This window comes from Providencia zhijiangensis (assembly GCF_030315915.2).
GTDB lineage: Bacteria > Pseudomonadota > Gammaproteobacteria > Enterobacterales > Enterobacteriaceae > Providencia > Providencia zhijiangensis.
The window spans coordinates 1,208,211-1,234,249 of sequence record NZ_CP135990.1 but is presented as its reverse complement, the minus strand read 5'-3'; the positions used below and the strand labels follow the sequence as shown (position 1 = coordinate 1,234,249).

Genomic DNA, 26,039 nt, shown 5'->3' with positions numbered 1-26,039 from the left:
TTCTACAAGGGAAATTGGCTAACACCAAACCACAGATGATACCAACGTGGATTAATTTCTTTCCTGTAACGTAAGATTTCCATTTTTTCTTTATTAAAACATATTGTTACCTGACCTTCCTCCGCCGTATTTAGCCACTGAATATTCTTTTTAGCATAGCGCAAATAGACTTTATCTGATGGAATTTTCCATGGGCTATATCTCGCAGAGGAAACTAATGCGAACGTTGGTTGTACTTTTCGTATAAATAAAGGTGTTGAAGATGTATTACTTCCATGGTGAGGAACAAATAAAATATCCGCTTTAAGCTGCCCATCATTTTGTAATGCTAATCTTTTTTCACCTTGCTTTTCCAAATCCCCAGTAAGTAATAGTCGCCGATACCCATCACTAACCTGAATCACGCAGGAATCATTATTATGCGATATCTCAGCTAATTTCTCTGGCCACAATACTTCGAACCTTAACATCCCCCATTGCCAGCGTTGTCCTTGATAACAAGGAAGATGATTGGGTTGGCCAAAGCTACTACGTAGGCTTAACCATGGATATGCTTCAATTAAATCAGAGATACCACCAGTATGATCAAGGTGATTATGACTTAAGATTGCGTTGATAGGTGTGACTTGATGATGCTTTAAGAAAGGAATAATTTGCCGTTTAGCGTTGCTTCCACCATTCCAGAGGTTTCCCGTATCATATAAAACCCCTTGTTGATTTTGCACCATAACCACGGCAAGTCCATGCCCAATATCCAGCATGGTTAAGCACCAGTCATGCTCTTCGTGCTGGCTTTGGCTCTTAGTGAAAAATAATAAAATACCAATACAACTTAATAAACCAAGATAATTTTTATACCAACCAAATAAGATAATAAAAGCAAATGCCCAACAAAAAAACACGCTATAAATAGGCATTGTGTTAATTTCAGTCCAAAAGCCGCTTAAATATATCAATGGCCCTAGCCCAAACTCGAGGATACTATCAATTAACCCGAAAGCAACATTATGCCAAGCACTTATAGGTAACAATAGCGTGCTAAAAATAACGGGCACCACTCCCCAAGTAATAAGCGGCACAAACCATAAATTTGCAAATAAGCTCATAATATTAACACCGTTAAACAACAATACTTGAATAGGTATTAGTAAAATCAATAAACCAATTTGCAGATGAATTAGCGGCATTATTTTTCCCATAATTGGATGGCAACTCAACGTAGATGAAATGGGAAAAACACGAAACCAATACAGAATAGCTAATACAGCAAAGCTAGATAACCAAAAGCTATCGGAAAGGATAGCAAGCGGATCAAACAATAAAATCCCAGAAATACTCCATAACGCCCATTGCCACGGAAAACAGAAAAATGGCTGCTTACGAATATAAATCCAAAGTAGCAATGCAAATACAGCTCGAGTTGCAGGGATCGCAAAATTCGATAACCAAGCATAGAGAATGGCAAATATAACGCCTGAAAATAATGGTAAATTCTCCCCTATCCATTTAACGGGTAGGAAAAATTGCAATAAGCGAGCGCATAAATAACCAATTAAATAGGCAATTCCAATGTGTAATCCAGAAATTGCGATCAAGTGTGTCAATCCTGTTGATTGCAATAACTGTGTATGTTCCGTAGAAAGCCGCCCTCTCTCCCCAAACATTAGTGCATAAATAATTCCATGATTTTGTCGTGTCGAAAGTGTTTCGCCGAACTGGTCGATAATTTTTTGCCGTAGAGAACATTGCTGGCCTATTTGTACTGCTTGTTTGATTTTTAGTGTACCGACAACTCGTTGAGCAATGAAATGCCTTTGCAGATCAAATCCGCCCTCATTCAAAGAAGCATGAACTGGATTTAGCTTGCCAACGACATTCCACTTCTGCCCTGCGCATATTCTTTCATGCTTATTCTGTTTTAAATTCCATGATGCATAGAGCGGAGGAAAAATTCGTACTCCATCGACTCTGTCTATCCTTACTCTCTTTTTTACATCGTCCTGATTGAGTGGAATGCTAACAATCGTAATATCCCATTGACGATGAGAACTACTTAAAAAATCGATTTTTTTCTGCACTTCAACACCATGCCAACAAGCCCAAAGCCAGCTCATTCCCATTAATGCCAAGAATCGAATGCGCTTATTGCGCCAAATAACCATCAGAGTGACTAACAGAATAATACCAACCACTAAGTAGTGACTAGAACTAGGAAGATTCGGCAAGAAAAGCAACGGAAGCATACCGATAATCAATGCAATAGCGACTTCTGTATAAGAGAGTTTATCTTGATAGTGGCGGCTAAATTTTCCCATCGACCTTAAACCTACCTACGATTATTTCTGTGCAGATAAGTTAAAGATATTCAGAGTGATTCAATAACCTTGTAATTAGAAAATTTAAAGCGTTATTCCAAAACTATATGCAATGCAAAAGAGTTAAAAAATTGAGCTGCGAAGCGCTTCGCAAAAATAGCCTTAAGTGATGCATTTAATAAAATATTAGAAGGTAATTTAAGAAAAGCAGAATGGGGATATTACAGACATAAAAAAACAGCGCTATATCAATATAGGCGCTGTTTTAGAGTAATAATTAAGATTTACAGTCGATTATTGACCGTAAATATTTACACGATCGCGTAACTCTTTACCTGGTTTGAAGTGGGGAACGTATTTACCTTCCAGTTCCACTTTATCACCTGTTTTTGGGTTACGGCCAACGCGTGGAGCACGGTAGTGAAGAGAAAAACTGCCGAATCCACGGACTTCAATACGCTCGCCTTCAGCTAACGTATCAGCCATATGCTCAAGTATTTCCTTTACAGCTTCCTCAACGGTTTTCGCTGAAAGATGAGACTGCTGGCTAGCCAGTCTTTCAATTAATTCAGACTTGGTCATAGTACCTCCCTAAACTACCGATACAAAGGGGTAACCGAAGTTACCCCCACTTAATTATTCGCCTTTAGCTGCTTTGAAAGCTTCAGCCATTGCATTGTTGCCGAATGCAGTATCTTCTTGCTTGTTCACAGCTGCGACAGCGTCTTTCTCATCAGCTTCATCTTTAGCGCGAACAGACAGGTTGATTACACGGTTTTTACGGTCAACACCAGTGTATTTAGCTTCAACATCATCACCAACGTTCAGAACCAGAGTTGCATCTTCAACACGGTCACGTGAAGCTTCTGATGCACGCAGGTAACCTTCAACGCCCAGAGTCAGCTCTACAGTTGCACCTTTAGCATCAACTGCGATTACCTTACCAGTAACGATTGCGCCTTTCTTGGTTGCTGCCAGGTAGTTGTTGAATGGATCTTCAGCTAACTGTTTAACGCCCAGAGAGATACGCTCACGCTCTGCGTCGACTTGCAGAACAACAGCTGCGATTTCGTCGCCTTTTTTGTAGTCACGAACTGCTTCTTCGCCTGCAACGTTCCAGGAGATGTCAGACAGGTGAACCAGGCCATCGATGCCGCCGTCCAGACCAATGAAGATACCGAAGTCAGTGATTGACTTGATCTTACCTTCAACACGGTCGCCTTTGTTGTGAGTCTCAGCAAATTGCTGCCATGGGTTAGATTTGCACTGTTTCAGGCCTAAGGAGATACGACGACGTTCTTCATCGATATCCAGAACCATAACTTCAACAACATCACCAACGTTAACAACTTTAGATGGGTGGATGTTTTTGTTAGTCCAATCCATTTCTGAAACGTGAACCAGACCTTCAACGCCTTCTTCGATTTCTACGAAGCAACCGTAGTCAGTCAGGTTAGTAACGCGACCAGTCAGTTTAGTACCTTCTGGGTAACGTTTAGCGATTGCGACCCAAGGATCTTCGCCCAGTTGTTTCAGACCCAGAGAAACACGAGTGCGCTCACGGTCGAATTTCAGAACTTTAACATTGATTTCATCACCAACGTTGACGATTTCGCTTGGGTGTTTAACACGTTTCCAAGCCATGTCAGTGATGTGCAGCAGGCCGTCAACACCGCCCAGATCAACGAATGCACCGTAGTCAGTAAGGTTCTTAACGATACCTTTAACTTCCATGCCTTCTTGCAGATTTTCCAGCAGTTGATCGCGCTCAGCGCTGCTTTCAGATTCAATTACAGCACGACGAGAAACAACAACGTTGTTGCGTTTCTGATCCAGCTTGATTACTTTGAACTCAAGCTCTTTGCCTTCCAAGTGAGTAGTATCACGAACTGGGCGTACATCTACCAGTGAACCTGGTAAGAACGCACGAATGCCGTTCAGTTCTACAGTGAAACCACCTTTAACTTTACCGTTGATAACACCAGTTACAGTTTCAGCTTCTTCGTAAGCTTTTTCCAGCATCAGCCATGCTTCATGACGTTTAGCTTTCTCACGAGACAGAATAGTTTCACCGAAACCATCTTCTACTGCATCCAGAGCTACATCGATTTCGTCGCCAACTTGGATTTCCAGCTCACCCTGAGCATTTTTGAACTGTTCTACTGGGATAGCAGATTCTGATTTAAGACCTGCGTCTACCAGGACTACGTCTTTATCGATAGCAACTACTGTACCGCGTACAATAGAACCAGGACGAGTTTCAATATTCTGCAGGGATTCTTCAAAGAGTTGAGCAAAAGATTCAGTCATATTAATGATCTTCAAGTGTCTTATATTAACGTCCATCTAGCATCCCGCCAAATGGGGTTGTTTCACATACCCCACAACATTCCTTGTCGCAAGGTTTTAACCATGCTAGAAAATAACCAGCATGGAGGTAATTGCGTATATTATCTAATTATAAGCTAAAATAAAGCCTATTATCACGATAATTGTAGAATTTTTTTCGCGTAGGTACGTGCTTTTTCAATAACTTCCTCAATAGACATACTTGTGGAATCCAGCACTAACGCATCTTTAGCGGCAATAAGAGGAGCAACCGGACGGTTACGATCCCGATAATCGCGCTCTTGAATTTCGGTCAAAAGTCGCTCAAAGTTAACATCAAACCCTTTCTCCTGCAACTGCTTCATCCGGCGATGAGCTCGCTCCTCAGCGGAGGCATCCAGAAAAATTTTCACTGGTGCATCAGGAAAAACTACTGTTCCCATATCACGACCATCGGCAATTAAACCCGGCATCATTCTAAATGCGCGCTGGCGTCTTAACAGGGCTTCTCGCACACGCGGGAACGTGGCTGTTTGAGATGCGGTGTTCCCGACGGTTTCTTGCCTAATTTCATTAGACACATCTTCACCTTCGAGAATGACTTTTAAACGGTTTTCTTCAGGTACAAAACGCACATCTAAATTTGCAGCTAAAGGCACTAAAGCATCTTCAGATTGAATATCGACATGGTGATGCAGAGCCGCTAGCGCTAATACGCGGTAAATTGCACCAGAATCTAATAATTGCCATCCAAATTCATTTGCTAATGCTTGGCAAAGAGTACCTTTACCCGCTCCGCTTGGTCCATCAACGGTGATTACAGGGGCGATAGCCACCATAAAAAATCTCCTTTCCTGCAAATAGCCTCTGCTACCCGCAATTAAAATCTGTGGGGATATTATACCTACTCATCGATATTGTGAAATACGCAGGTGGGTTTGTTACAAATAAAAATAGGTGAAAATAAGGAAAATGAAAGGAAAAGATTGGTTAATAACACATTGATGTTAATCAACCAATCTAATTCGGTTAGTGGCTTAATCGCGCGAGTTGTTGGAAATAATCTGGGAAAGTTTTTGCTGTGCAACCCGGATCTAAAATCGTTACCGGGGTATCTGAGAGTGCCACCAACGAGAAGCACATCGCGATACGATGATCATTATAGGTTTCAATTTCAGCATGTTTTAGCTGGGCTGGTGGCACGACACGGATAAAATCATGCCCTTCTTCTACTTCCGCGCCCACTTTACGTAGCTCAGTTGCCATAGCATATAAGCGATCCGTTTCTTTCACGCGCCAGTTATAGATATTACGAATGACTGTTTCACCTTTTGCAAACAGAGCAACCGTTCCGATAGTCATCGCTGCGTCGGGAATAGCGTTCATATCCATATCAATGCCGTTCAGAGTTCCACGCTCACATTCAACGTAATCATCCCCCCAGCGGATAATTGCACCCATTTTTTCCAAAACGTTAGCGAATTTCGTATCACCCTGTAAGCTATTGCGGCCAATCCCGGTGACTCGAACGACGCCACCTTTAATCGCTGCGGCGGCTAGGAAATAGGAAGCGGAAGATGCATCCCCCTCAACAAGGTATTCACCCGGAGATACGTAATGTTGCTGACCTTTGATCACAAATTTTTGGTATTGATGATTTTCAACATCCACACCGAAGGTTTTCATTAATGCCAGCGTAATGTCGATATAAGGTTTGGAAACCAGCTCGCCTGCAATCGTAATCACCGTGTCCTGAGAAGCCAAAGGCGCCGCCATTAATAATGCAGTTAAGAATTGGCTTGAAACAGAGCCATCTACGGAAATATTCCCACCAACAAAGCCGCCATTTAAACGCATCGGTGGATAATTTTCTTGTTCAAGATAGTCAATCTTAGCGCCGCCTTCTCTTAAGGCATCCACTAAATGACCAATCGGGCGCTCTTTCATACGCGGTTCGCCCGTTAATACAATATTATTTGCGCATAATGACAGTGCGGCCGTTAATGGGCGCATTGCGGTGCCCGCATTACCTAAAAAGATCTCAAGTTCGCCTTGATGAGATAAACAGCCATTTATCCCTTCAACTTGGCAACGAGTTTTATCTTCAGATAATTGATATTTAACACCTAGCTGGCTTAATGCATTCAGCATATGGCAAATATCATCGCTGTCTAATAAATTAGTGAGTACCGTAGTGCCTTTTGCCATAGCGGCTAAGAGAAGTGCGCGGTTGGAGACACTTTTTGACCCCGGCAGATTAATGGTGCCATTAATTGAAGAAATTGGTTGTAATGTCAGGGATTGCATGAAAAGTGATTTCTCCGATGTGATTTGCTACTTTTTTATCGTTATTTAAATGAATGAGCCGACTCACTCTTCCTGAGCAAATCGGCCTAACAACTAGTACATCATAAATTAGGCATGATGACGTTCAAAATCAGCCATAAAGTCAACTAACGCCTGAACACCCGCCAGCGGCATCGCATTGTAAATAGATGCGCGCATTCCGCCGGAAACCTTATGGCCTTTTAGTGATAATAACCCTTGGTTTTTAGCATCTTCGATAAATGTTGTATCCAATGCAGGGTTTTGCATTTGGAATGGTACGTTCATCCAAGAGCGATTCTCCACCGCGACGCGGTTAATATAGAATTCACTGTCATCGATTGCGCTATACAGCAATTGTGATTTTTCATAGTTACGTTTTGCGATTTCCTGCAATCCGCCTTGCTCTTTTAACCATTTGAAAACCATACCCGCTAAATACCAAGCAAAAGTTGGCGGAGTATTGAACATGGACTCATATTGCGCAAGTACAGTGTAATCAAAAACAGATGGCGTTTGAGGTGAAGCTTTGCCGAGCAGATCTTCACGAATGATAACCAGCGTTAAGCCTGCTGGACCAATATTTTTCTGTGCGCCAGCATAAATCACGCCATAGCGGCTTACATCGATAGGTTTAGATAAAATCGCAGATGAATAATCAGAAACAATAATTTTGTCCGCTGGGAAATCAGGCTCTTCATGGATAGCTAAGCCACCAATGGTTTCATTCGGGCAATAATGAACATAGGCTGCATCTTTACTTAATGGCCATTCACTCATTGGTTTGATGCTAACAACGCCGTTATTTTCTTGAACGACATCAATCACGTTCGGGGTGCAATATTTTTGAGCTTCTTTAGCAGCTGATTCAGACCAATAGCCACTGACAATGTAGTCTGCTGTCGTTTTATCACCTAACAGGTTCATTGGCAGTGTGGCAAAATGAGCACGAGCACCGCCATGACAGAATAAAACTTTATAGTTATCAGGAATATTTAATAAGTCGCGTAAATCTTGTTCTGCTTCTTTCGCAACTTCAATAAAATCTTTCCCGCGATGGCTCACTTCCATCACAGAAACCCCTAAACCTTTCCAGTTACAAAATTCTTGCTCTGCACGGCGCATGACTTCAACGGGTAACATTGCCGGCCCTGCGCTGAAATTATAAACCTGACTCATTGACCTTACCTACCTTCAATATTGTTAGTTAACATCACTCAGATACCTAAAGTTGTATCATTCCGAGCCACTAGCTGCAACGGTTATTACGTATCGATAGCAAAAACAAAAGGTCAAATTTGAAGGGTAAAAAAAGAAAACAATTTTGTTAATAGCGTCACAGAATCCGCTACCACAATTTTATGAAGTAATGTGTACTAAAAAGGAGATAAAATCTCGAATCTGCTTTATTTTGCAGTTGGGGATTTAATGATGAAAAGCGGGCAATAACCACCCGCTTTAAAGACAAAAACTAACTAATCACTTTACTGACGATTTCAATCGCTTCTTTCTCAATCAAGTGAAGATGTTCTTCACCACGGAAACTTTCACAGTAAATTTTGTAAGCTTCTTCAGTGCCTGATGGGCGAGCTGCAAACCAACCATAGTCAGTCATGATTTTTAACCCGCCAATTGATGCGCCATTGCCCGGAGCCGCCGTTAAACGCTGAGTAATTTTATCACCCGCTAGTGTGTCCGCTGATACCATTTCTGGCGACAATTTGCTTAACTTAGCTTTCTGCTCGTGGGTCGCTTTTGCTTGGATACGACTGTAGATTGGTGCGCCAAATTTTTCAGCGAGTTTATTATAACGCTGCTGCGGGTTTTCCCCTGTTACTGCTGTAATTTCTGCAGCAAGCAGACATAAAATAATGCCGTCTTTATCTGTCGACCATGGTGTGCCATCAAATTTTAAAAATGAAGCACCAGCACTCTCTTCGCCACCAAAACCAAGGCTGCCATTAAATAAGCCATCCACAAACCATTTAAAGCCAACAGGCACTTCAATGAGTTCACGGCCAATATCATTAACAACACGGTCAATCATGGCGCTGGAAACTAACGTTTTACCTACAGCAACTTCTTTGCCCCATTGAGGGCGATGTTGAAATAGATAGTCAATCGCAACAGCAAGGTAGTGGTTAGGGTTCATTAATCCACTTGGAGTAACAATGCCGTGGCGGTCATAATCCGGATCGTTCGCAAATGCTAAATCAAACTTTTCTTTCATTCCCAGCAAGCCAGCCATCGCCCAACGGGATGAACAGTCCATGCGGATCACACCATCGTGGTCTAATGGCATAAAGCGGAATGTTTGGTCAAGCTGGTCATTAACAATTTCAATATCTAACTGATAATACTCTGCAATTTTTTTCCAGTATTCAATACCGGAACCGCCCAGAGGGTCGACGCCGATTTTTAATCCTGATTTTTGGATAGCTTGCATATCCACAACTTCGCCGAGTGCGCGAACGTATGGCATCACCAGATCTTGCTCTGTCACAAAACCACTCGCCATTGCATCGGCAAAATCTAAGCACTTCACACCATCAAGATCTGCTGCAAGTAATTGATTAGCATTCTGTTCAATAACCGATGTCAAATCTGTATCCGCAGGACCACCGTTAGCAGGATTATATTTAATTCCACCATCTTCCGGTGGATTATGAGATGGAGTGATTACGATGCCGTCAGCAACATCTTGATGCGCTTTGTTATAGCTTAAAATTGCGTGGGAGATAGCCGGAGTTGGGGTAAAACCGTTATCTTCTTGAACAATAACATGAACTTGGTTAGCTGCTAATACTTCAATCACCGACATAAAAGCCGCTTCTGACAGCGCATGGGTATCTTTACCCACATAACAAGGTCCAGATACCCCTTGCTGCTTACGCAGATCAGCTATCGCTTGAGCGATTGCCAGAATGTGGTTTTCATTAAAGTTTTTACGCAGCGAACTACCACGATGCCCAGAAGTCCCAAACTTGACGGCCTGAGAAGACACATCGGGATCTGGCTGTTGGGTGTAATATTGAGCCGTTAACTGAGCAACGTTAATCAAATCACTTTGAAATGGAAGCTGCCCTGCTCGTTCATGAATTGCCACTTGTTATCTCCCAAAGCACTGATGCTTAGCGTGAAACACCAGTGACTTCACAATGTTTAGATGACTATCAAGGTTAGATAGCATTACTAAGATTAGATAGTATTTACCAAAGTTAAATCGTATTGCCGACTTTTTCGATGACATTCGCTGGGAAGTTCATCTCTTGCATAATCGCATCAATCATACTGCGCTTGCGATTAGTGTTGGTGTTAGTGATCACCCAATACGGCGTGCCTGGTATATGGCGAGGTTTTGATTGCTTGCCCGCAGCCAATAGTGTTTGCTCATCACCAGCAAAATAAACACGGGTACGGCCATGCATGGACTCTGTTGCGCTCTCAAAACTTTTCGCATCTAAGCTATATAGCGTTGAAAGAATTAGCATAAAGCGATCAATCGCCTTATTTTTTTCTGCATAAGCATCAGATAATAATAATTCTCTGATCACTCTCACAGGGTTTTGAGCAACCACCTTGGTATTCATCACCGGCGCATCTTGTGGCGCTAACGGTGCTACACTCACTTCTTTTGCGGGTACTGGCTGCTGCGCGGATTTGAAATTTAGCATACGGCGTAAAATATCCGATGCACTTTCACCGATATGCTGTGTGTGACTTGCAATATAGCGGTAAAGCTCTTCATCAACTTCTATCGTTTTCATTTTTTCCCAGTACTTTCTTAAACTAAAATTCGCGCCAGATTATAAGCCAGAATTAAAAAAAACAAAACAATTAAAATTTCAATAACTTAAAACAAACAACGAGTTAAGTTTCATGGGATTTCAGTAGGTTACCTTGTTCTGATTATACAGATTTGGTTTTTTAGCATCACCATGCCATGATAAGTCACCAATCTGGCAAACAATATCAATCGTAGTCCAAATATGACCGAATTACTCAATTATACAATCCATAAACCTGAAAATCCGATCACCGTCACCCCCGTCGTTTTGATCCATGGACTCTTTGGTGACCTGAATAATTTAGGCGTTTTAGGTCGTGATTTACAAAATTATTTCGATACTATTCAAATCGATGTACGCAATCATGGTGACTCATTTCGTTCTAACGAAATGGAATACCAACAGATGGCCGAAGATGTGATTTCGCTCGTAAAATCCCTTGGTTACCACAATGCCATTCTTATTGGGCACTCCATGGGGGGCAAAATTGCCATGGCAGCCAGTGAGATAGCGCCTGATTTCATCGAAAAAATTGTGGCCATCGATATCGCACCTGTCGCTTACAACGTTCGCCGCCATGACGAAATTATTGCTGCGCTAGAAGCAACAACTCAAGCGCACGCTAAAACCCGCCAAGAGGCTAGCGGCATTATGCGCGAATTCATTCCCGAAGAAGGTGTCATTCAATTCTTACTAAAATCCTTTAAACAAGGTGAGTGGAAATTCAATCTTTCGGCAATCAAAGCTAACTATGAAAAAATCATCGGTTGGAAAACTGTGCCAAAATGGGATAAACCCGTGTTACTGATCCCCGGCGGAAATTCGCCCTATGTGCAAGCCGAATACCGCGACGACATTGCTACACAGTTTCCTCAAGCCAAAGCTTGGGTGGTTGCCGATGCCGGACATTGGGTTCATGCCGAAAAACCAGAGCATGTATTACGAGCGATTCACCGCTTTTTAGCTATTCCTGACTGATCTAACCGCATTGACTCCCGCAATCCTGATATTGAATATTCAAATCGTCAATATCAGGATAAAACACATCCATTAAATATATTCATATTCAAATAATAAGACGAACTTCAATACACTTGTAATTATGATGACTGTATTATCTACCTCGATTAAATAATCATATTTTTCAAATCGATATATACACAGACATTATTAAATATACAGGATGATGAATATACACAATGGAAAGTGTCAAAACACAATCAACATTATATTTTATTGGCGTTATTGCAAAACTTTCTGGCGAAATTGATTATGATGATTTCAAACAGAAAATAGAGAATATAAATCAATTTCAAAATTATATTAAAACAATAAAAGATAATTATCAGATTAAATGCAAGAATAAGCATCGGCGCGATAAAGGCATTGCAAAACTACCGTCACCCGCCATTCTTTATGATAATGATGGTCACGCTTTTCTGCTGGCTAATCATAATCAAGAACAAGTGCTCATTCAGCGTTTTGGTCATCCTACACCTGAAATATGGAGCCATGAAGAGCTACAAAAAAATTGGAATGGGGATTGGCTTCACGTCAAAGTGAAACAAGGGAAATTCGATATTTCATGGTTCCAAGCGGAATTTATGAAGTACCGCAAAATCATCACTTGGGTATTGGTTTTCTCTTTTATTTTACAAATATTAGCGCTAGCCTCCCCCATTGTGATGCAGGTTATTATGGATAAAGTGCTTATTCATAATAGTTTATCCACCTTGGATGTTTTAATTTTCGGTTTAATCGTCGCTGCGATTATTGAGGTTATATTAAAAGGGCTACGGGAATATATTTATAATCATACCGTTAATCGTATCGATATGACGTTAGGATTAAAGTTAGTTAATCACTTATTGCACCTACCTATTTCATTTTTTAAAAATCGACAAATTGGTGCCATTGTTACTCGAGTTAAAGAATTGGAAACTATCCGAGAATTCTTGACCAGTAGCTTTTTCACGTTATGTGTCGATGTTCTGTTTTTGTTCGTCTTCATCTATGTGATGAACTTGCTTTCCGGCACCCTCACCTTACTTTTCCTCTGTTCTATTCCCTGTTATTTATTGGTCGCATGGTGGCTAACACCGAAAATTGAAGCTGCGGCTCAGCAACAGTTTGCCAATATTGCGGTGAATACCTCATTCTTAACAGAAAGCGTTAATGGGATTGAAACTGCCAAGAGCTTATCCATTGAACCGAGCTTTACCCGTCGTTGGGATAAACAAACGGCAGATATGAGCCAAACCAATTTTGTATCTGGGCAAATCAGTTCACGCTCTGAACATATTGTGATTGTAGTGGTTTAATAAATTTGGCCACCTGAACAGAGGTGATATGCTCACCTCAGAACAACACAGGTGCCTTAATGAAAAAACGAAATTTCAGTGCAGAATTCAGACGTGAATCAGCCCAGCTGGTTGTGGATCAGAACTATACAGTTGCAGATGCCGCGAAAGCCATGAATGTCGGGCTTTCCACCTTGACGCGGTGGGTAAAGCAATTACGGGACGAACGGGCAGGCAAAACACCGAAAGCATCCCCTATCACGCCGGAACAAATTGAGATACGTGAGCTGAAGAAAAAAATTCAACGTATTGAAATGGAAAACGAAATATTAAAAAAGGCTACCGCGCTCTTGATGTCAGACTCCCTGAACAGGTCTCGGTGATCGGGAAACTCAGAGCGCATTATCCTGTGGCCACTCTTTGCTGCGTGTTCGGAGTTCACCGCAGCAGCTATAGATACCGGGAAAACCGGCCTGACAATCCGGACGGCAGGAGAGCCGTATTACGTAGTCAGGTTCAGGAGCTGCACGGCCTCAGTCATGGCTCAGCAGGTGCAAGAAGTATCGCTGTAATGGCAACACACAGGGGCTTCCGGATGGGACGATGGCTTGCCGGACGGCTAATGAAGGAGATGGGGCTGGTGAGCTGTCAGCAGCCTGTTCACCGGTATAAACGTGGCGGTCATGAACACATTGCTATCCCGAACCACCTTGAGCGACAGTTCGCAGTGACAGAGCCCAATCAGGTATGGTGCGGCGACGTAACGTATATCTGGACCGGTAAACGCTGGGCATACCTGGCCGTTGTACTCGACCTGTTCGCAAGGAAACCCGTGGGCTGGGCAATGTCATTTTCTCCGGACAGCAAACTGACAACCAAAGCGCTGAAAATGGCATGGGAAATACGAAATAAGCCATCCGGGCTCATGTTCCACAGTGATCAGGGTAGCCACTATACAAGCAGGCAGTTCCGACAGTTACTGTGGCGATACCGGATAAAACAAAGTATGAGTAGGCGTGGTAACTGCTGGGATAACAGCCCGATGGAGCGCTTCTTCAGAAGTCTGAAAAATGAGTGGGTGCCGGTGACCGGCTACATCAGCTTCAGTGAAGCAGCCCATGCAATAACGGATTATATCGTCGGGTATTACAGCGAAGTCAGGCCGCATGAATATAACGGTGGATTACCACCAAACGAATCAGAAAACCAATACCGGAAAAACTCTAAAACCGTGGCCAATTTTAGTTGACCACTACAGATGGTCATTGAAAAGGTGACAAGCGCCATCATTCTATGGGTTGGCGCATCTGAGGTTCTGGCTCTGCAATTGACTATTGGGCAATTTATTGCCTTTCATATGATGGTCAATCATGCAAACCAGCCTCTCGTCAAACTGGTCAAATTATGGGGAGATTATATTCGAACCAAAGTGGCAGTAGAAAAGCTGTCACAAATCATTAATCTTCCGCAAGAACAGAGCAAGAAAGAAAACGAATCTCGGCTGAGTGGTAATATTCAATTACATAACATTAGCTTTCGTTATCAACCCAATATGCCGACCGTCCTCAATAACTTTAACCTTTCAATAAAAGCCGGAGAAACTATTGGTATTGTAGGCACATCAGGCTCAGGAAAAAGCACTCTAGCTCGGCTAATTTTGCGTTTATACACCCCAGAACAAGGGGGAATTTATCTTGATGGAACGCCAATTACAGCGCTTAGCCTTGCTTCCCTAAGGCAGCAAATTGGTATTGTTTTGCAAGAGAATTTTTTATTTCATCAATCTGTTTTCGACAATATTGCTCAAACTCGCCCTAATGCCTCAATGGATGAGGTTGTGAATGCTGCAAAAATGGCGGGAGCCCACGATTTCATCCTTAAATTGCCGATGGGCTATGACACGATTTTAGCCGAAGGCGGCTCTTCTCTTTCTGGAGGCCAACGCCAACGCATCGCCATTGCCATTGCCAGAACACTTTTGTCGGATCCAAAAATCATTATTTTCGATGAAGCCACCAGCGCCTTAGATGATGAATCCCAAGCTATCATTCAAGAAAATATGCAAGAAATAGCCAAAGGTCGCACCGTAATTACGATTGCCCACCGTCTTTCGACAATCCGTAACCACCAGAAAATTATCGTGATGCAACAAGGGCAAATTGTTGAGCAAGGTAGCCATCAACAATTAATCGAGAACAATCAATTTTATACACATTTATGGACGCTTCAGCAGTCTCTTAAATAATGACACGGATGTTACCCATGAAAAAAAAATCAGAGCTCTCTCGCTATAACAACTTTTTACCTGCCCATTTGGCTATTTTAAAAACGCCACCTTCTTATTTGGCATTTACCATGGCCATCAGTATTAGTCTGGGTATTTTTATCGCTATCGCTTGGTCTTATTTTGGCAAGTTAGATGTTCAAGCGACAACTCAAGGAAAACTTATTGTTTCGGGGCGCACCCAAACCATTCAAGCTTTTGAGTTAAGCCGCTTACAGCAAATTCACGTTGAAGATGGGCAACAGGTCAAGCAAGGAGATCCATTACTGAGTGTTAAAGTATTAGGAGTAGACCAAGATATCCTTAGCCAACACTACCAAAAAAACTTTCACGCCAGTGAAGAAATGATCCACCATGCCCTACTCAACCAGCAATCCATTGAAATTTCTGCTTATTACAGCCAACTATCAGCTACCGAGCAAGATCAAGCACAACTCAGCTATCAAACCATTAAAAAAGAGTATGAAACCTTACTCAACGAAATAACCAATGAAATTCAGCTTAATCGCGTTAACTTTCAAGCAAGAGAACGAGAACTAAAAGACATCAATGTCTTAATGAATAACATTAAAAAACGGCTCGATGCGCATACCGCACTAAGCCAAAAACAGTTAATCAGTCAAAAAGAATTTTTAGAACAGGAGCGTGAATTACTACTCGCAAGAAAAGAAAAAACCACCAAACAATCCGAACTCTCTATATTAAATAGCCAACATCACGCTTTGCTCGAAAAGCAAGATAGGATTAATGCGCAAAAACACCAAGAGTGGCATGAGAAATATCAGCAAGCTAAATTTAAATTTGTTTCTCTTGAACAGGAACTGATTAAAAACCAAGAAAGAAATCAACTTGAAATTATTCGCGCGCCAGTGGATGGAACCGTACAACAAATTGCGGTTTATACCCTTGGGGCTGTATTGCAACCAGCACAACAATTGATGGTTATTGTGCCCAATAATCACGTGCAATTAGCTGAAGTCAAAATACTCAATAAAGATATCGGTTTTATCCAAGAAGGTTTAAAAGCGGATGTCAAAATTGATGCCTTCCCTTATACCCGCTACGGGACTATCGAAGGTGAGGTATTGTCCATTTCCCGTGATAGCACACAAGATGACAATCTAGGTCTCGTTTATTTAGCGCAAATTGGTTTAAGCAGCAAACAACTATTAGTGGAAGGCGAACAAATTGAATTGACGCCAGGTTTGTCCATTGTTGCTGAAATAAAAACAGATAAACGGCGATTAATTGATTACCTATTAAGCCCAATTAACGAATATACCGCCACAGCCATGAGAGAGAAGTAATCGATGGAACAGCAAAGTAATAATGGCTTGGAAGCCTTAGTGTGGATTGCTAGTCACTTTCAAAAAAATGTCACTCAAGGGCAATTAATGCATGCCATTGGTATGCAGAATGATTCACCCACAGATTTTGAAATCAGACAATGTGCACAGATTATTGGTTATGAAACAGAGCTCATCTATCTCACTCGACAACAGATGCAGGATATCCCATTACCTGCTTTGGTGTTGATTAATCAACGCTGGCATATTATCACCCAAAATTCACCACTCACCGTGCTCTCCCCCAAAGGGGACGGTGAGGAACCATGGGATGAATCCCTCGAATACAATTACTCCGTTATTTTAATTAAAGAGCAGTTGGAGAAAGAACAAAAAAGAGCATTTGGTATCAGTTGGTTTATTCCATCCATTATTCGCCAACGTTTAAAACTCAAAAACGTCTTTATTCTTGCCGCAATTGTGCAATTTTTTGCACTGGTAAGCCCTCTCCTATTTCAAAACTTAATCGATAAAGTGCTTGTCGGGCGCAGCTTGCCTAATTTGCATGTTATTGCTTTAGGAATTTTAGCCATTGCTATTGCAGAGCCTGTTTACAGCTTTATTCGTAATAAAATTTTCAGTCATACCAGCACACAAATTAGCGCTGAACTTTCGGGGAAAATTTATCGCCATTTAATGGCACTGCCGCTTAATTACTTTAAATTAAGGCCCACAGGGAAAATCATTGCGCGTGTCCGTGAATTAGCTCATATCCGCCAGTTTTTGACTGGCTCAACACTGATGCTGTTTATTGACTTTATCTTTGTGATCCTCTTTATCGCCGTCTTATTTTCATATAGCAGCCTAATGACATGGACGCTGGTAGGCTCTATGGGGGTGTTTTTTATTCTATGGATGATTTTAGGCCCTATCATCCGCCAGCAGACGGAAAAATCCTACCAAGCCGATGAAAACGGGCTCACATTTTTAACTGAATCAATAACTGGTATCGAAACCGTAAAAACAACAGCAACTGAAAAATACTTTTTCCAACGTTGGCAAAAATTACTCAGTCAACAATTGAGTCAAGGCTTCAAAGTATCCATGCGCAGTGTGGTGGCAACACAATTAATGACGTTAGTCAGTAAAGTCACTACCGCTATTCTACTCTGGCTTGGCGTAAATGAAGTTTTGGCAGGAAACATCACGCCAGGGGAACTTGTCGCTTTCAATATGTTAAGCGCTCACGTTACTCAGCCCGTTCTGCGATTTGCTCAAATCTGGCAGGATTTCCAACATACTATTATTTCTCTGCGCCGTGTCGGTGACATCCTTGATAAACCTATTGAAAATGAACGCCAAGGCATTGCCAGTTCAAGCGCCATTCAAGGGGAAATTGAGTTTCAAAATATCCGTTTTCGTTATCAACCTGAAACCCCTGAGGTGCTAAGTAACCTGACTTTATCCATCAAAGCCGGAGAATTTATTGGTATCACAGGGCCATCAGGATCAGGAAAAAGCACCCTCACCAAATTGTTACAGCGGCTATATATCCCTCAACATGGGCAAGTTATTGTAGATGGGATGGATTTAGCGGTAACAGATACCGTCGCGTTACGCCGTCGAATGAGTGTCGTCCTTCAAGAAAGCACTCTTTTTGTAGGAACAATTGCAGAAAATATCCGATTAAGTTACCCACAAGCGAGCGAACAGCAATTAATCCATGCGGCAAAACTGGCGGGAGCCTATGAGTTTATTATGTCTCTGCCTGAAAACTTTAATTATCATTTATCTGAAAAAGGATTAAATCTCTCTGGCGGTCAACGCCAGCGTATTGCGCTTGCTCGAGCCTTAATTACTGAACCTGATATTTTAATTCTCGATGAGGCCACCTCTGCGCTGGATTACGAATCGGAATCCGCCATCATGAAAAATATGCCGTTGATCACACAAGGCAGAACGGTGATTAGCATTGCCCATCGCCTCAATACCATTATGAACGCCGATAAAATTTACGTGATACGAAATGGTGAAGTCGCCGAAGCCGAAACTCATCAGAACCTTCTAAAACAAAAAGGTCTTTATGCCAATTTATGGCAACAACAGACACATTAACCTGAATAAAAAAGCATCACTTACTCTTTGGGTGATGCTTTTTTCTTAAAAGTGCTTTTTTTTTAATCTATTAGATGAATTAGCGGGGTATGCACCTATGGTACTAGGGATTCAGCTAGGGTATCATTGCCCGCTGAATTACTGGCACACCCCTTCCGTTAGCAATAGTAGATATGGCAAAAGAACAAACTGACCGCACCACACTGGATTTGTTCGCAGAAGAACGCAGGCCTGGGCGACCAAAAACTAGCCCGTTGTCGCGGGATGAACAATTACGAATCAATAAGCGAAATCAGCTAAAACGAGACAAAGTCAAAGGGCTACGTCGAGTTGAGCTGAAATTAAATGAAGACGCTGTCGCGGTCTTAAACCAATTAGCTGAAGAGAAAAACATAAGCCGAAGTGAGCTAATTGAAGAAATTTTGATGGCTCAACTTGAGCAGGTTAGTGAGACAATTGACCGCTAGCCGTATCTGGGTAAATCACACAAATTTGACAGACTAACACTGTTTTTTTCGCCAAAATAAGGCGCAAAATTTTACCTATTTTCGTTCTATATTTTAGTTCTAGCAGAATCGGTAATTTATACTCTCTACTAGAAAAACAAGAGGTTAATCACTTTATGGCAGTTATAGGCATTTTCTTCGGAAGTGACACAGGTAACACAGAAAATATTGCCAAAATGATCCAAGAAAGATTAGGCAAAGATGTTGCAGAAGTTCACGATATTGCTAAATGCAGCAAAGAAGATATCGAAGCATTTGATATCCTACTTCTTGGCATCCCTACGTGGTACTACGGTGAAGCTCAGTGTGATTGGGATGACTTTTTCCCAACATTAGAAGAAATTGATTTTGACGGCAAGCTTGTCGCACTGTTTGGTTGTGGAGACCAAGAAGACTACGCAGAGTATTTCTGTGATGCGATGGGAACTATCCGTGACATCATTGAGCCACGTGGTGCAGTGATCGTGGGTCATTGGCCAACTGAAGGCTACCACTTTGAAGTTTCTAAAGGTATGGCGGACGATAACCACTTTATCGGTCTTGCTATCGATGAAGATCGTCAACCAGAACTGACCGAAGAGCGTGTTGACGCTTGGGTTAAACAAATCTCTGAAGAGATGTCTCTGGCTGAAATCCTTGGCTAATAATGACATAGATTGTCAATTAAAAGCGGGGGCCATTCGATATGATGGATTATCCTTCCATCTAATGGACTCGCTTTTAAGAACGAATCAAAATAATGAGACAATGCATGGTTTCTATTTTTATTTTCCATGCCTATAATTGTAAATCAGTTTAGAAGACAACTGGATTTTTGTTAAAAACGTCTCATTATTGTTAAATTTATGATTTAAAATACAGGACAAGCCCGCATGACAGACAATAATAAAGCATTGAAAAATGCAGGACTCAAAGTCACTCTTCCAAGATTGAAGATTTTGGAAGTACTTCAGGAGCCTGAGTGCCATCACGTCAGTGCGGAAGATCTCTACAAAAAGCTGATTGATATTGGTGAAGAAATCGGGTTAGCCACTGTCTACCGCGTATTAAACCAATTTGATGATGCAGGTATTGTGACTCGTCACAATTTCGAAGGTGGAAAATCCGTATTTGAATTGACTCAGCAGCATCACCATGACCACTTAATTTGTTTAGATTGTGGCAAAGTTATCGAATTTACTGACGAATCAATCGAAGAACGTCAGCATGACATCGCCAAGCGCCACGGCATTAAACTGTCTAACCACAGTTTATATCTATATGGCCACTGCGCTGAAGGTGACTGTCGTGAAAATGAAAGCGTCCACGAAGCTAAATAATCACATTCATAAATCGTCTCATTAAAAATGAGGCGATTTAATTAATCAGTGATTTCGTATTGATGATACCCACTTAATGTTTATTAGTGGGTATTTTTATTTATATATTCTTAACATTCCCCTATTTTGCTCTTTAGCTGAAAATTAGCGACTATTTTTTAAAAATACATAGCTTTATTTCTTCAGATAAAACTAAAATTATCCTCTATTCTTTAATTTGCCATGTGTTATTTTAATTTATACTCATGATCAAATTTATGCGTAAGAGATTAAAGGATGAAAAAAACATATCTGTTTTTGAACATAAGTTTTTTCTTCTGGTTTCTTACTTTGATAGCGTGGTTTTTTAGATATACCTTTGTGGCATCCGTTGCCTTTATATCTTCAATCATTTGTTTGGTTCTATACTTCAATTACAAAAAGGTTAGTCACATGTTCAATAAAAAACAAAACAAACCAGAGCCCACTCCCACTATCAATAAAGAAGAAATCACTCAACAAATTGCTGAGGAAAAAATGCAAACATCTACAGCAGTCGTTAGCGAAGAAAAAACCAATACCATTATTGCCAAAGATGTCGTGTTTGAGGGCAATATTACTTCCAATGAACAAGTGCATATTTATGGTACTGTGATTGGCAATATTACTGGTAAAAACAACACCGTCAAAATCATGCAAAATGGGCATGTTACCGGCAATATAACCAGTAATGAGCTATGGGTAAACGGCAAAGTGGAAGGTGAATGCATCACCGAAACTATTAGCATTGATACCAATGGTGAAATTTATGGCATCATCCGCTATTCCAGTTTATCCATTAAAAAAGGCGGAATATTTTCTGGTCATGCTGAGGTTAAATCTGCAACGAAATCGACGGGAAACGTAGCGGTATTTAAAGAAAAAACCAAACAAGAAAATTCAGAACCACACACACCTGAAGCGGGTGCTCTGTAATTAAATTTGTTAAATAAATGATATTGAATTGCTCGATAATAACTTTACTACCTTATTTATAGGTATTTATTGTCGAGTTATTTTGATTATATAAATTCGCTTATCACCAAAAGAACGCGTTTTATACGTAATAAAAATAGAATAAAGGCGACATTTCTGCCGCCTATTATTAAATATTAATATTGTTCAAACATCTCTTGGATTTTTTTCGGGTCTTTCGTTTGTGTTAATGCTAATTGCAGTAATACACGAGATTTTTGTGGGTTCAATCTTTCAGATGCTACAAACCCATATTCATTATCATTCACTTCCGCGTTTCGCGTTGTATAGCCTGTCGGTACGCGGCTGGAACGCACCACGACAACATCCTCTTTCGCTGCATTAGCTAATGCATCAAAAATAGTTTTATACATATTCCCGTTACCAACACCGGCACTCACAATACCTTTAACGCCTTCTTCGCGCAGTGCTTTCACTGGTGCTGAAGATGCATTCGCATAGTTATAGACAATACCCACTTCTGGTAATTTATCTAACTTACTGACATCAAAAACAGGTTTATCACCACGAGGCTCCGGTGCTTTATAGTAAGTCACTTTACCATCATGAATATAACCTTCTGCCCCCGCATTCACGGCATCAAAGGCTTGAACTTCTGTTGTGCTCATTTTCATAACATTGCGACCTTGGATCACTTTGTCATTCATCGCCATCAGCACGCCACGCTCTCCTGCAGATTTATCAGATGCTAATACAACGGCATTATATAAGTTCAATGGTCCATCAGCGCCCAAAGCCGTGGAAGGACGCATTGCCCCCACCATCACAATTGGTTTTTTGCAGGCAGTGGTTAAATCAAGGAAAAAGGCTGTTTCCTCCATGGTGTCAGTACCATGAGTGATCACAAAACCATCGGTTTTATTACAATCTTGATTGATTTTTTTGGCGAGAGTTAACCAAACTTGGTCATTCATATCTTGAGAACCGATATTCACCAACTGCTCACCACTCAGGTTAGCAATTTTTTTAGTCTCTGGTACCGCATTAAGTAAAGAATCAATTCCTACCTTCCCTGCTTGGTAGCTTGAACCTGTTGCTGATTCTCCACCCCCCGCAATGGTTCCTCCCGTTGCCAACACCGTAATATTCGGTTGTGCGAATGCGGATGCGGCAAACAGTGAAACCAGTGTGGCTAACAGCGCTTTATTTCGGTTTTTCATCCTATTTTCCTTTAACTAAAATTAACGAGCATAATATTAAAAATAAACTCACGTTATTATGTGGATTTAATCTGAGAGTTTTGTGATCGACTCTGTCATTTTAGTAAATTTTAATTTTTCGCTATTTTTCTGTCTTGAATAAAAAGCGTGAGCTCAACATAAAAAGCGTGAGCACCAAGCAAAAAGCCCGTATCATAGCCACTATCTGAAACAAGCCATTTACAAGTGACTGACAATGAGCCAAACATTTATTCCCGGCAAAGATGCCGCACTCGAAGACTCCATTGATGCATTCCAAACCAAACTGAAAAATTTAGGATTCGATATCGAAGAAGCCTCTTGGCTGAATCCGGTTCCAAATGTTTGGTCCGTTCATATTCGTGACAAAGAGTGTCCGTTGTGCTTTACCAACGGTAAAGGCGCAAGTAAAAAAGCGGCTTTAGCCTCTGCTCTCGGTGAATATTTTGAACGTTTATCCACCAACTATTTCTTCGCGGATTTCTATTTAGGTAAATCCATCGCTGAAGGAGATTTCGTTCATTATCCTAATGAGAAATGGTTCCCGTTAACTGAAGATGATAGCCTGCCAGCCGGTTTGCTGGATGAGCGTTTGATTGCTTTTTATGATCCCGACAATGCACTCGCAGGTAGCCAACTGATTGACCTGCAATCAGGTAATGAAGAGCGCGGTATTTGTGCCCTGCCATTTACACGTCAATCTGATAACAGCACCGTCTATATTCCAATGAATATCGTCGGTAACTTATATGTGTCTAATGGGATGTCAGCCGGAAACACGGCAAACGAAGCCCGTGTGCAAGGATTATCCGAAGTATTCGAACGCTTTGTAAAAAACAAAATTATTGCCGAAAGCATTAGTTTACCAACGATCCCTGCCAATGTGATGGCTCGCTATCCTGGTGTAGTCGCCGCGATTGAAACACTGGAAAACGAAGGCTTCCCTATCTTCTGTTACGACGCCTCTTTGGGTGGTCAATTCCCAGTTATCTGTGTTGTGCTGTTTAACCCACAGAACGGAACGTGTTTTGCTTCTTTCGGCGCGCACCCTGATTTTGGTGTTGCCTTAGAGCGTACAGTCACTGAATTACTGCAAGGTCGTGGACTGAAAGATTTGGACGTGTTTAACGCCCCAACTTTTGACGATGAAGAAGTCGGTGAGCACACAAACTTAGAAACCCACTTTATCGATTCGAGCGGTTTAATCAGCTGGGATATGTTTAAAGACGATGCGGATTATCCATTTGCGGATTGGAGCTTTAAAGGCACCACGACAGAAGAATTTGCAACGTTAATGGCAATCTTCAACAAACTTGACGCAGAAGTCTATATCGCAGATTACAGCCATTTAGGTGTGTATGCCTGCCGTATCTTAGTGCCAGGTATGTCAGATATCTATCCTGTGGAAGATTTGCATATTGCCAACAATGCGATGGGCGCTTACCTGCGCGATACCATTATGTCCCTCCCTGATAGTCAGTGGGAAAAAGAAGATTATCTTGCTCTCATTGAACAGTTAGATGACGACGGATTAGATGACTTTACCCGTGTGCGCGAGCTGTTAGGTTTGGCTGTTGGTAAAGATAACGGCTGGAGCAACCTGCGCATTGGCGAATTGAAATCAATGTTAGCCTTAGCGGGTGGCGATCTTGAACAAGCACTGGCTTGGGTTGAATGGACACAAGACTTCAACAGTTCTGTCTTCACGCCAGAACGCGCTAACTACTACCGCTGCTTGCACACTCTGCTGCTGCTTTCTCAAGAAGAAGAGAGAGAGCCTGCTCAGTATTATCAAGCATTTGTTCGTATGTATGGGCAAGAGGCAGTAGATGCAGCGTCGGCAGCAATTGCTGGCGAATCAAGCTTCTACGGATTATGGTCAATTGATGAAGAGCTCAAAGCATTACCAGCTCATCAAGGGCTTTTAGCAGCTTACGAAAAGCTGCAAAAAGCTAAGCGTGCTAATGCTTAATTAAGAAAGCCCTCCACTAAATCCATAGGTTTGGTGGGGGTTTAAGGTGATTTGAGATAAAAGCCTCTGGGCTTTTATCTTTACTTAAGCAATATTTAATTTCAATCACATAATAATTATCGAGATTCATTAACAATCATCTGTAACATTTTACTTATCGAGACCGTTTTGAGTCGTTTTATAAAATTTTTTTATAAAATTTAAAAAATATTTTTTACATTAAAATCAAATGGTTATGTTTAGTTTTGACGTTTTTTGCGCTGTTTTCACCCCGTTCTCTCAACACTTCATGATCCACATCAAATTTATCGTCACACCCGTTTGTTACTATAATTGCGTGCTATAATTAATCAACTTTGTAAGAGAGTGTTAGTATGAAAGCTGACAACCCTTTTAATTTATTATCCCCTGCTGTCATGGCACAAGTTGCTGATGATGTAGGTGTTTATAAAACGAACAAACACCCAGCTATTACCTACTTGTCAGCATTCACTGCTGGTATCTTTATCTCTATCGCTTTCGTTTTCTATATTACTGCAACAACAGGCGCAGCAAGTGCTCCTTACGGCTTTACTAAACTGATTGGCGGTATCTGCTTCTCCCTTGGACTCATGTTAGTTGTTGTATGCGGTGCTGATTTATTTACATCCACTGTTCTGACCATCGTATCTAAAGCAACAGGCAAAATTACTTGGGGAAAAATGTTCCTCAATTGGTTCAACGTTTATATTGGCAACTTAATTGGCGCACTGTTTTTTGTCGCTATTATTTGGTTTGCAGGCCAATATGCTGCGGCGAATGGACAGTGGGGATTAAACGTTCTCCAAACAGCTAACTACAAATTACACCATACTTTTGTTGAAGCCGTTTTTTTAGGTATTTTAGCTAACTTAATGGTTTGTTTAGCAGTTTGGATGAGCTATGCCGGTCGTAGCCTAACTGACAAACTGGTAGTATTAGTTCTACCAATCGCAATGTTTGTCGCAAGTGGCTTTGAGCATAGTATTGCAAATATGTTTATGATCCCTCTCGCTATCATGATTAAAGAATTTGCCCCTGTTGAATTTTGGTCAAATATCAACATGGCACCAGAACAATTTTCTAACTTAACCGTTGGAAACTTTATTACCGAAAATTTAATACCAGTAACTATCGGAAATATTATTGGCGGCGCGGTGTTAGTCGGCCTGATTTACTGGTTAATGCATCTACGTAATAGCGAAAAACATTAATCGAAATTGGCTAATACGATCGTTATTACAAGTACACAAAGATTTATTAAGATCCCTCAAAGATCCATTGTTAAAAG

20 protein-coding genes and 1 pseudogene are annotated in these 26,039 nt (G+C 41.3%); 12 read left to right on the top strand and 9 right to left on the bottom strand.

Going from position 1 to position 26,039, the window contains the following annotated elements; genetic code table 11:
* Nucleotides 1–2: 2 nt before the first annotated feature.
* The 8 genes from QS795_RS05520 to seqA form a co-directional block, all read right to left on the bottom strand.
* On the bottom strand, nt 3–2,315 hold the full coding sequence (locus tag QS795_RS05520) for a DNA internalization-related competence protein ComEC/Rec2 (RefSeq protein WP_286272721.1): 2,313 nt from the start codon (nt 2,313–2,315) through the stop codon (nt 3–5).
* Between the two features lie 294 nt (nt 2,316–2,609).
* A complete protein-coding gene (gene ihfB, locus QS795_RS05515) occupies nt 2,610–2,897 on the bottom strand; it encodes an integration host factor subunit beta (protein WP_006657810.1) in 288 nt (95 codons plus the stop codon).
* A gap of 54 nt (nt 2,898–2,951) precedes the next feature.
* Complete coding sequence (gene rpsA / locus QS795_RS05510; protein ID WP_006662163.1) at nt 2,952–4,625, bottom strand: 30S ribosomal protein S1; 1,674 nt, start codon at nt 4,623–4,625, stop codon at nt 2,952–2,954.
* Nucleotides 4,626–4,798: 173 nt separating this feature from the next.
* Nucleotides 4,799–5,482, bottom strand: a complete 684-nt coding sequence (cmk, locus tag QS795_RS05505) for a (d)CMP kinase (RefSeq protein WP_036951769.1) — start codon at nt 5,480–5,482, stop codon at nt 4,799–4,801.
* A gap of 190 nt (nt 5,483–5,672) precedes the next feature.
* A complete protein-coding gene (aroA, locus tag QS795_RS05500; RefSeq protein WP_286272718.1) occupies nt 5,673–6,950 on the bottom strand; it encodes a 3-phosphoshikimate 1-carboxyvinyltransferase in 1,278 nt (425 codons plus the stop codon).
* Nucleotides 6,951–7,058: 108 nt separating this feature from the next.
* Nucleotides 7,059–8,147: a 3-phosphoserine/phosphohydroxythreonine transaminase gene (gene serC, locus QS795_RS05495; protein ID WP_286272716.1), complete on the bottom strand. Its 1,089-nt coding sequence runs from the start codon at nt 8,145–8,147 to the stop codon at nt 7,059–7,061.
* A gap of 292 nt (nt 8,148–8,439) precedes the next feature.
* Nucleotides 8,440–10,074 carry a phosphoglucomutase (alpha-D-glucose-1,6-bisphosphate-dependent) gene (gene pgm / locus QS795_RS05490; protein ID WP_286272715.1) on the bottom strand — a complete coding sequence of 545 codons (1,635 nt, stop codon included), beginning with the start codon at nt 10,072–10,074 and terminating at the stop codon, nt 8,440–8,442.
* 112 nt (nt 10,075–10,186) lie between these two features.
* Entirely contained in the window at nt 10,187–10,735 is a 549-nt protein-coding gene (seqA, locus tag QS795_RS05485; protein ID WP_154604253.1) for a replication initiation negative regulator SeqA, read from the bottom strand.
* A gap of 222 nt (nt 10,736–10,957) precedes the next feature.
* On the opposite strand from seqA, the gene ybfF reads away from it, so the two are divergent.
* The 10 genes and pseudogenes from ybfF to QS795_RS05435 all read left to right on the top strand — a co-directional run bounded on the left by ybfF (nt 10,958) and on the right by QS795_RS05435 (nt 21,520).
* Nucleotides 10,958–11,734 carry an esterase gene (gene ybfF, locus QS795_RS05480; protein WP_318627009.1) on the top strand — a complete coding sequence of 259 codons (777 nt, stop codon included), beginning with the start codon at nt 10,958–10,960 and terminating at the stop codon, nt 11,732–11,734.
* Nucleotides 11,735–11,955: 221 nt separating this feature from the next.
* Nucleotides 11,956–13,077 carry an ABC transporter transmembrane domain-containing protein gene (locus tag QS795_RS05475; protein WP_286272710.1) on the top strand — a complete coding sequence of 374 codons (1,122 nt, stop codon included), beginning with the start codon at nt 11,956–11,958 and terminating at the stop codon, nt 13,075–13,077.
* 59 nt (nt 13,078–13,136) lie between these two features.
* Nucleotides 13,137–14,305, top strand: a protein-coding gene (locus QS795_RS05470; RefSeq protein WP_166685554.1) for an IS3 family transposase whose coding sequence is annotated in 2 segments (ribosomal slippage) — nt 13,137–13,386 and nt 13,386–14,305 — 1,170 coding nt in all. Because the reading frame shifts where the segments join, the coding sequence is not laid out codon by codon here.
* 9 nt (nt 14,306–14,314) lie between these two features.
* Nucleotides 14,315–15,301, top strand: a pseudogene (locus QS795_RS05465) (peptidase domain-containing ABC transporter); the annotation flags it as partial.
* A gap of 17 nt (nt 15,302–15,318) precedes the next feature.
* On the top strand, nt 15,319–16,647 hold the full coding sequence (locus QS795_RS05460) for an HlyD family type I secretion periplasmic adaptor subunit (RefSeq protein WP_286272256.1): 1,329 nt from the start codon (nt 15,319–15,321) through the stop codon (nt 16,645–16,647).
* Between the two features lie 3 nt (nt 16,648–16,650).
* Complete coding sequence (locus QS795_RS05455; protein ID WP_286272253.1) at nt 16,651–18,741, top strand: type I secretion system permease/ATPase; 2,091 nt, start codon at nt 16,651–16,653, stop codon at nt 18,739–18,741.
* Between the two features lie 173 nt (nt 18,742–18,914).
* Nucleotides 18,915–19,208: a LexA regulated protein gene (gene ybfE / locus QS795_RS05450; protein WP_036951793.1), complete on the top strand. Its 294-nt coding sequence runs from the start codon at nt 18,915–18,917 to the stop codon at nt 19,206–19,208.
* 155 nt (nt 19,209–19,363) lie between these two features.
* A complete protein-coding gene (gene fldA / locus QS795_RS05445) occupies nt 19,364–19,891 on the top strand; it encodes a flavodoxin FldA (RefSeq protein WP_036951795.1) in 528 nt (175 codons plus the stop codon).
* Nucleotides 19,892–20,119: 228 nt separating this feature from the next.
* Nucleotides 20,120–20,566 carry a ferric iron uptake transcriptional regulator gene (fur, locus tag QS795_RS05440; RefSeq protein ID WP_154604258.1) on the top strand — a complete coding sequence of 149 codons (447 nt, stop codon included), beginning with the start codon at nt 20,120–20,122 and terminating at the stop codon, nt 20,564–20,566.
* A gap of 432 nt (nt 20,567–20,998) precedes the next feature.
* Complete coding sequence (locus QS795_RS05435; RefSeq protein WP_230086708.1) at nt 20,999–21,520, top strand: bactofilin family protein; 522 nt, start codon at nt 20,999–21,001, stop codon at nt 21,518–21,520.
* A gap of 176 nt (nt 21,521–21,696) precedes the next feature.
* On the opposite strand, the gene ansB is transcribed toward QS795_RS05435, so the two are convergent.
* A complete protein-coding gene (ansB, locus tag QS795_RS05430; protein WP_154604260.1) occupies nt 21,697–22,740 on the bottom strand; it encodes an L-asparaginase 2 in 1,044 nt (347 codons plus the stop codon).
* 235 nt (nt 22,741–22,975) lie between these two features.
* Here ansB and ycaO point away from each other — a divergent pair, with 235 nt between their 5' ends.
* A complete protein-coding gene (gene ycaO, locus QS795_RS05425) occupies nt 22,976–24,730 on the top strand; it encodes a 30S ribosomal protein S12 methylthiotransferase accessory factor YcaO (RefSeq protein WP_154604261.1) in 1,755 nt (584 codons plus the stop codon).
* A gap of 374 nt (nt 24,731–25,104) precedes the next feature.
* Nucleotides 25,105–25,962, top strand: a complete 858-nt coding sequence (gene focA / locus QS795_RS05420; RefSeq protein WP_154604262.1) for a formate transporter FocA — start codon at nt 25,105–25,107, stop codon at nt 25,960–25,962.
* Nucleotides 25,963–26,039: the final 77 nt, after the last annotated feature.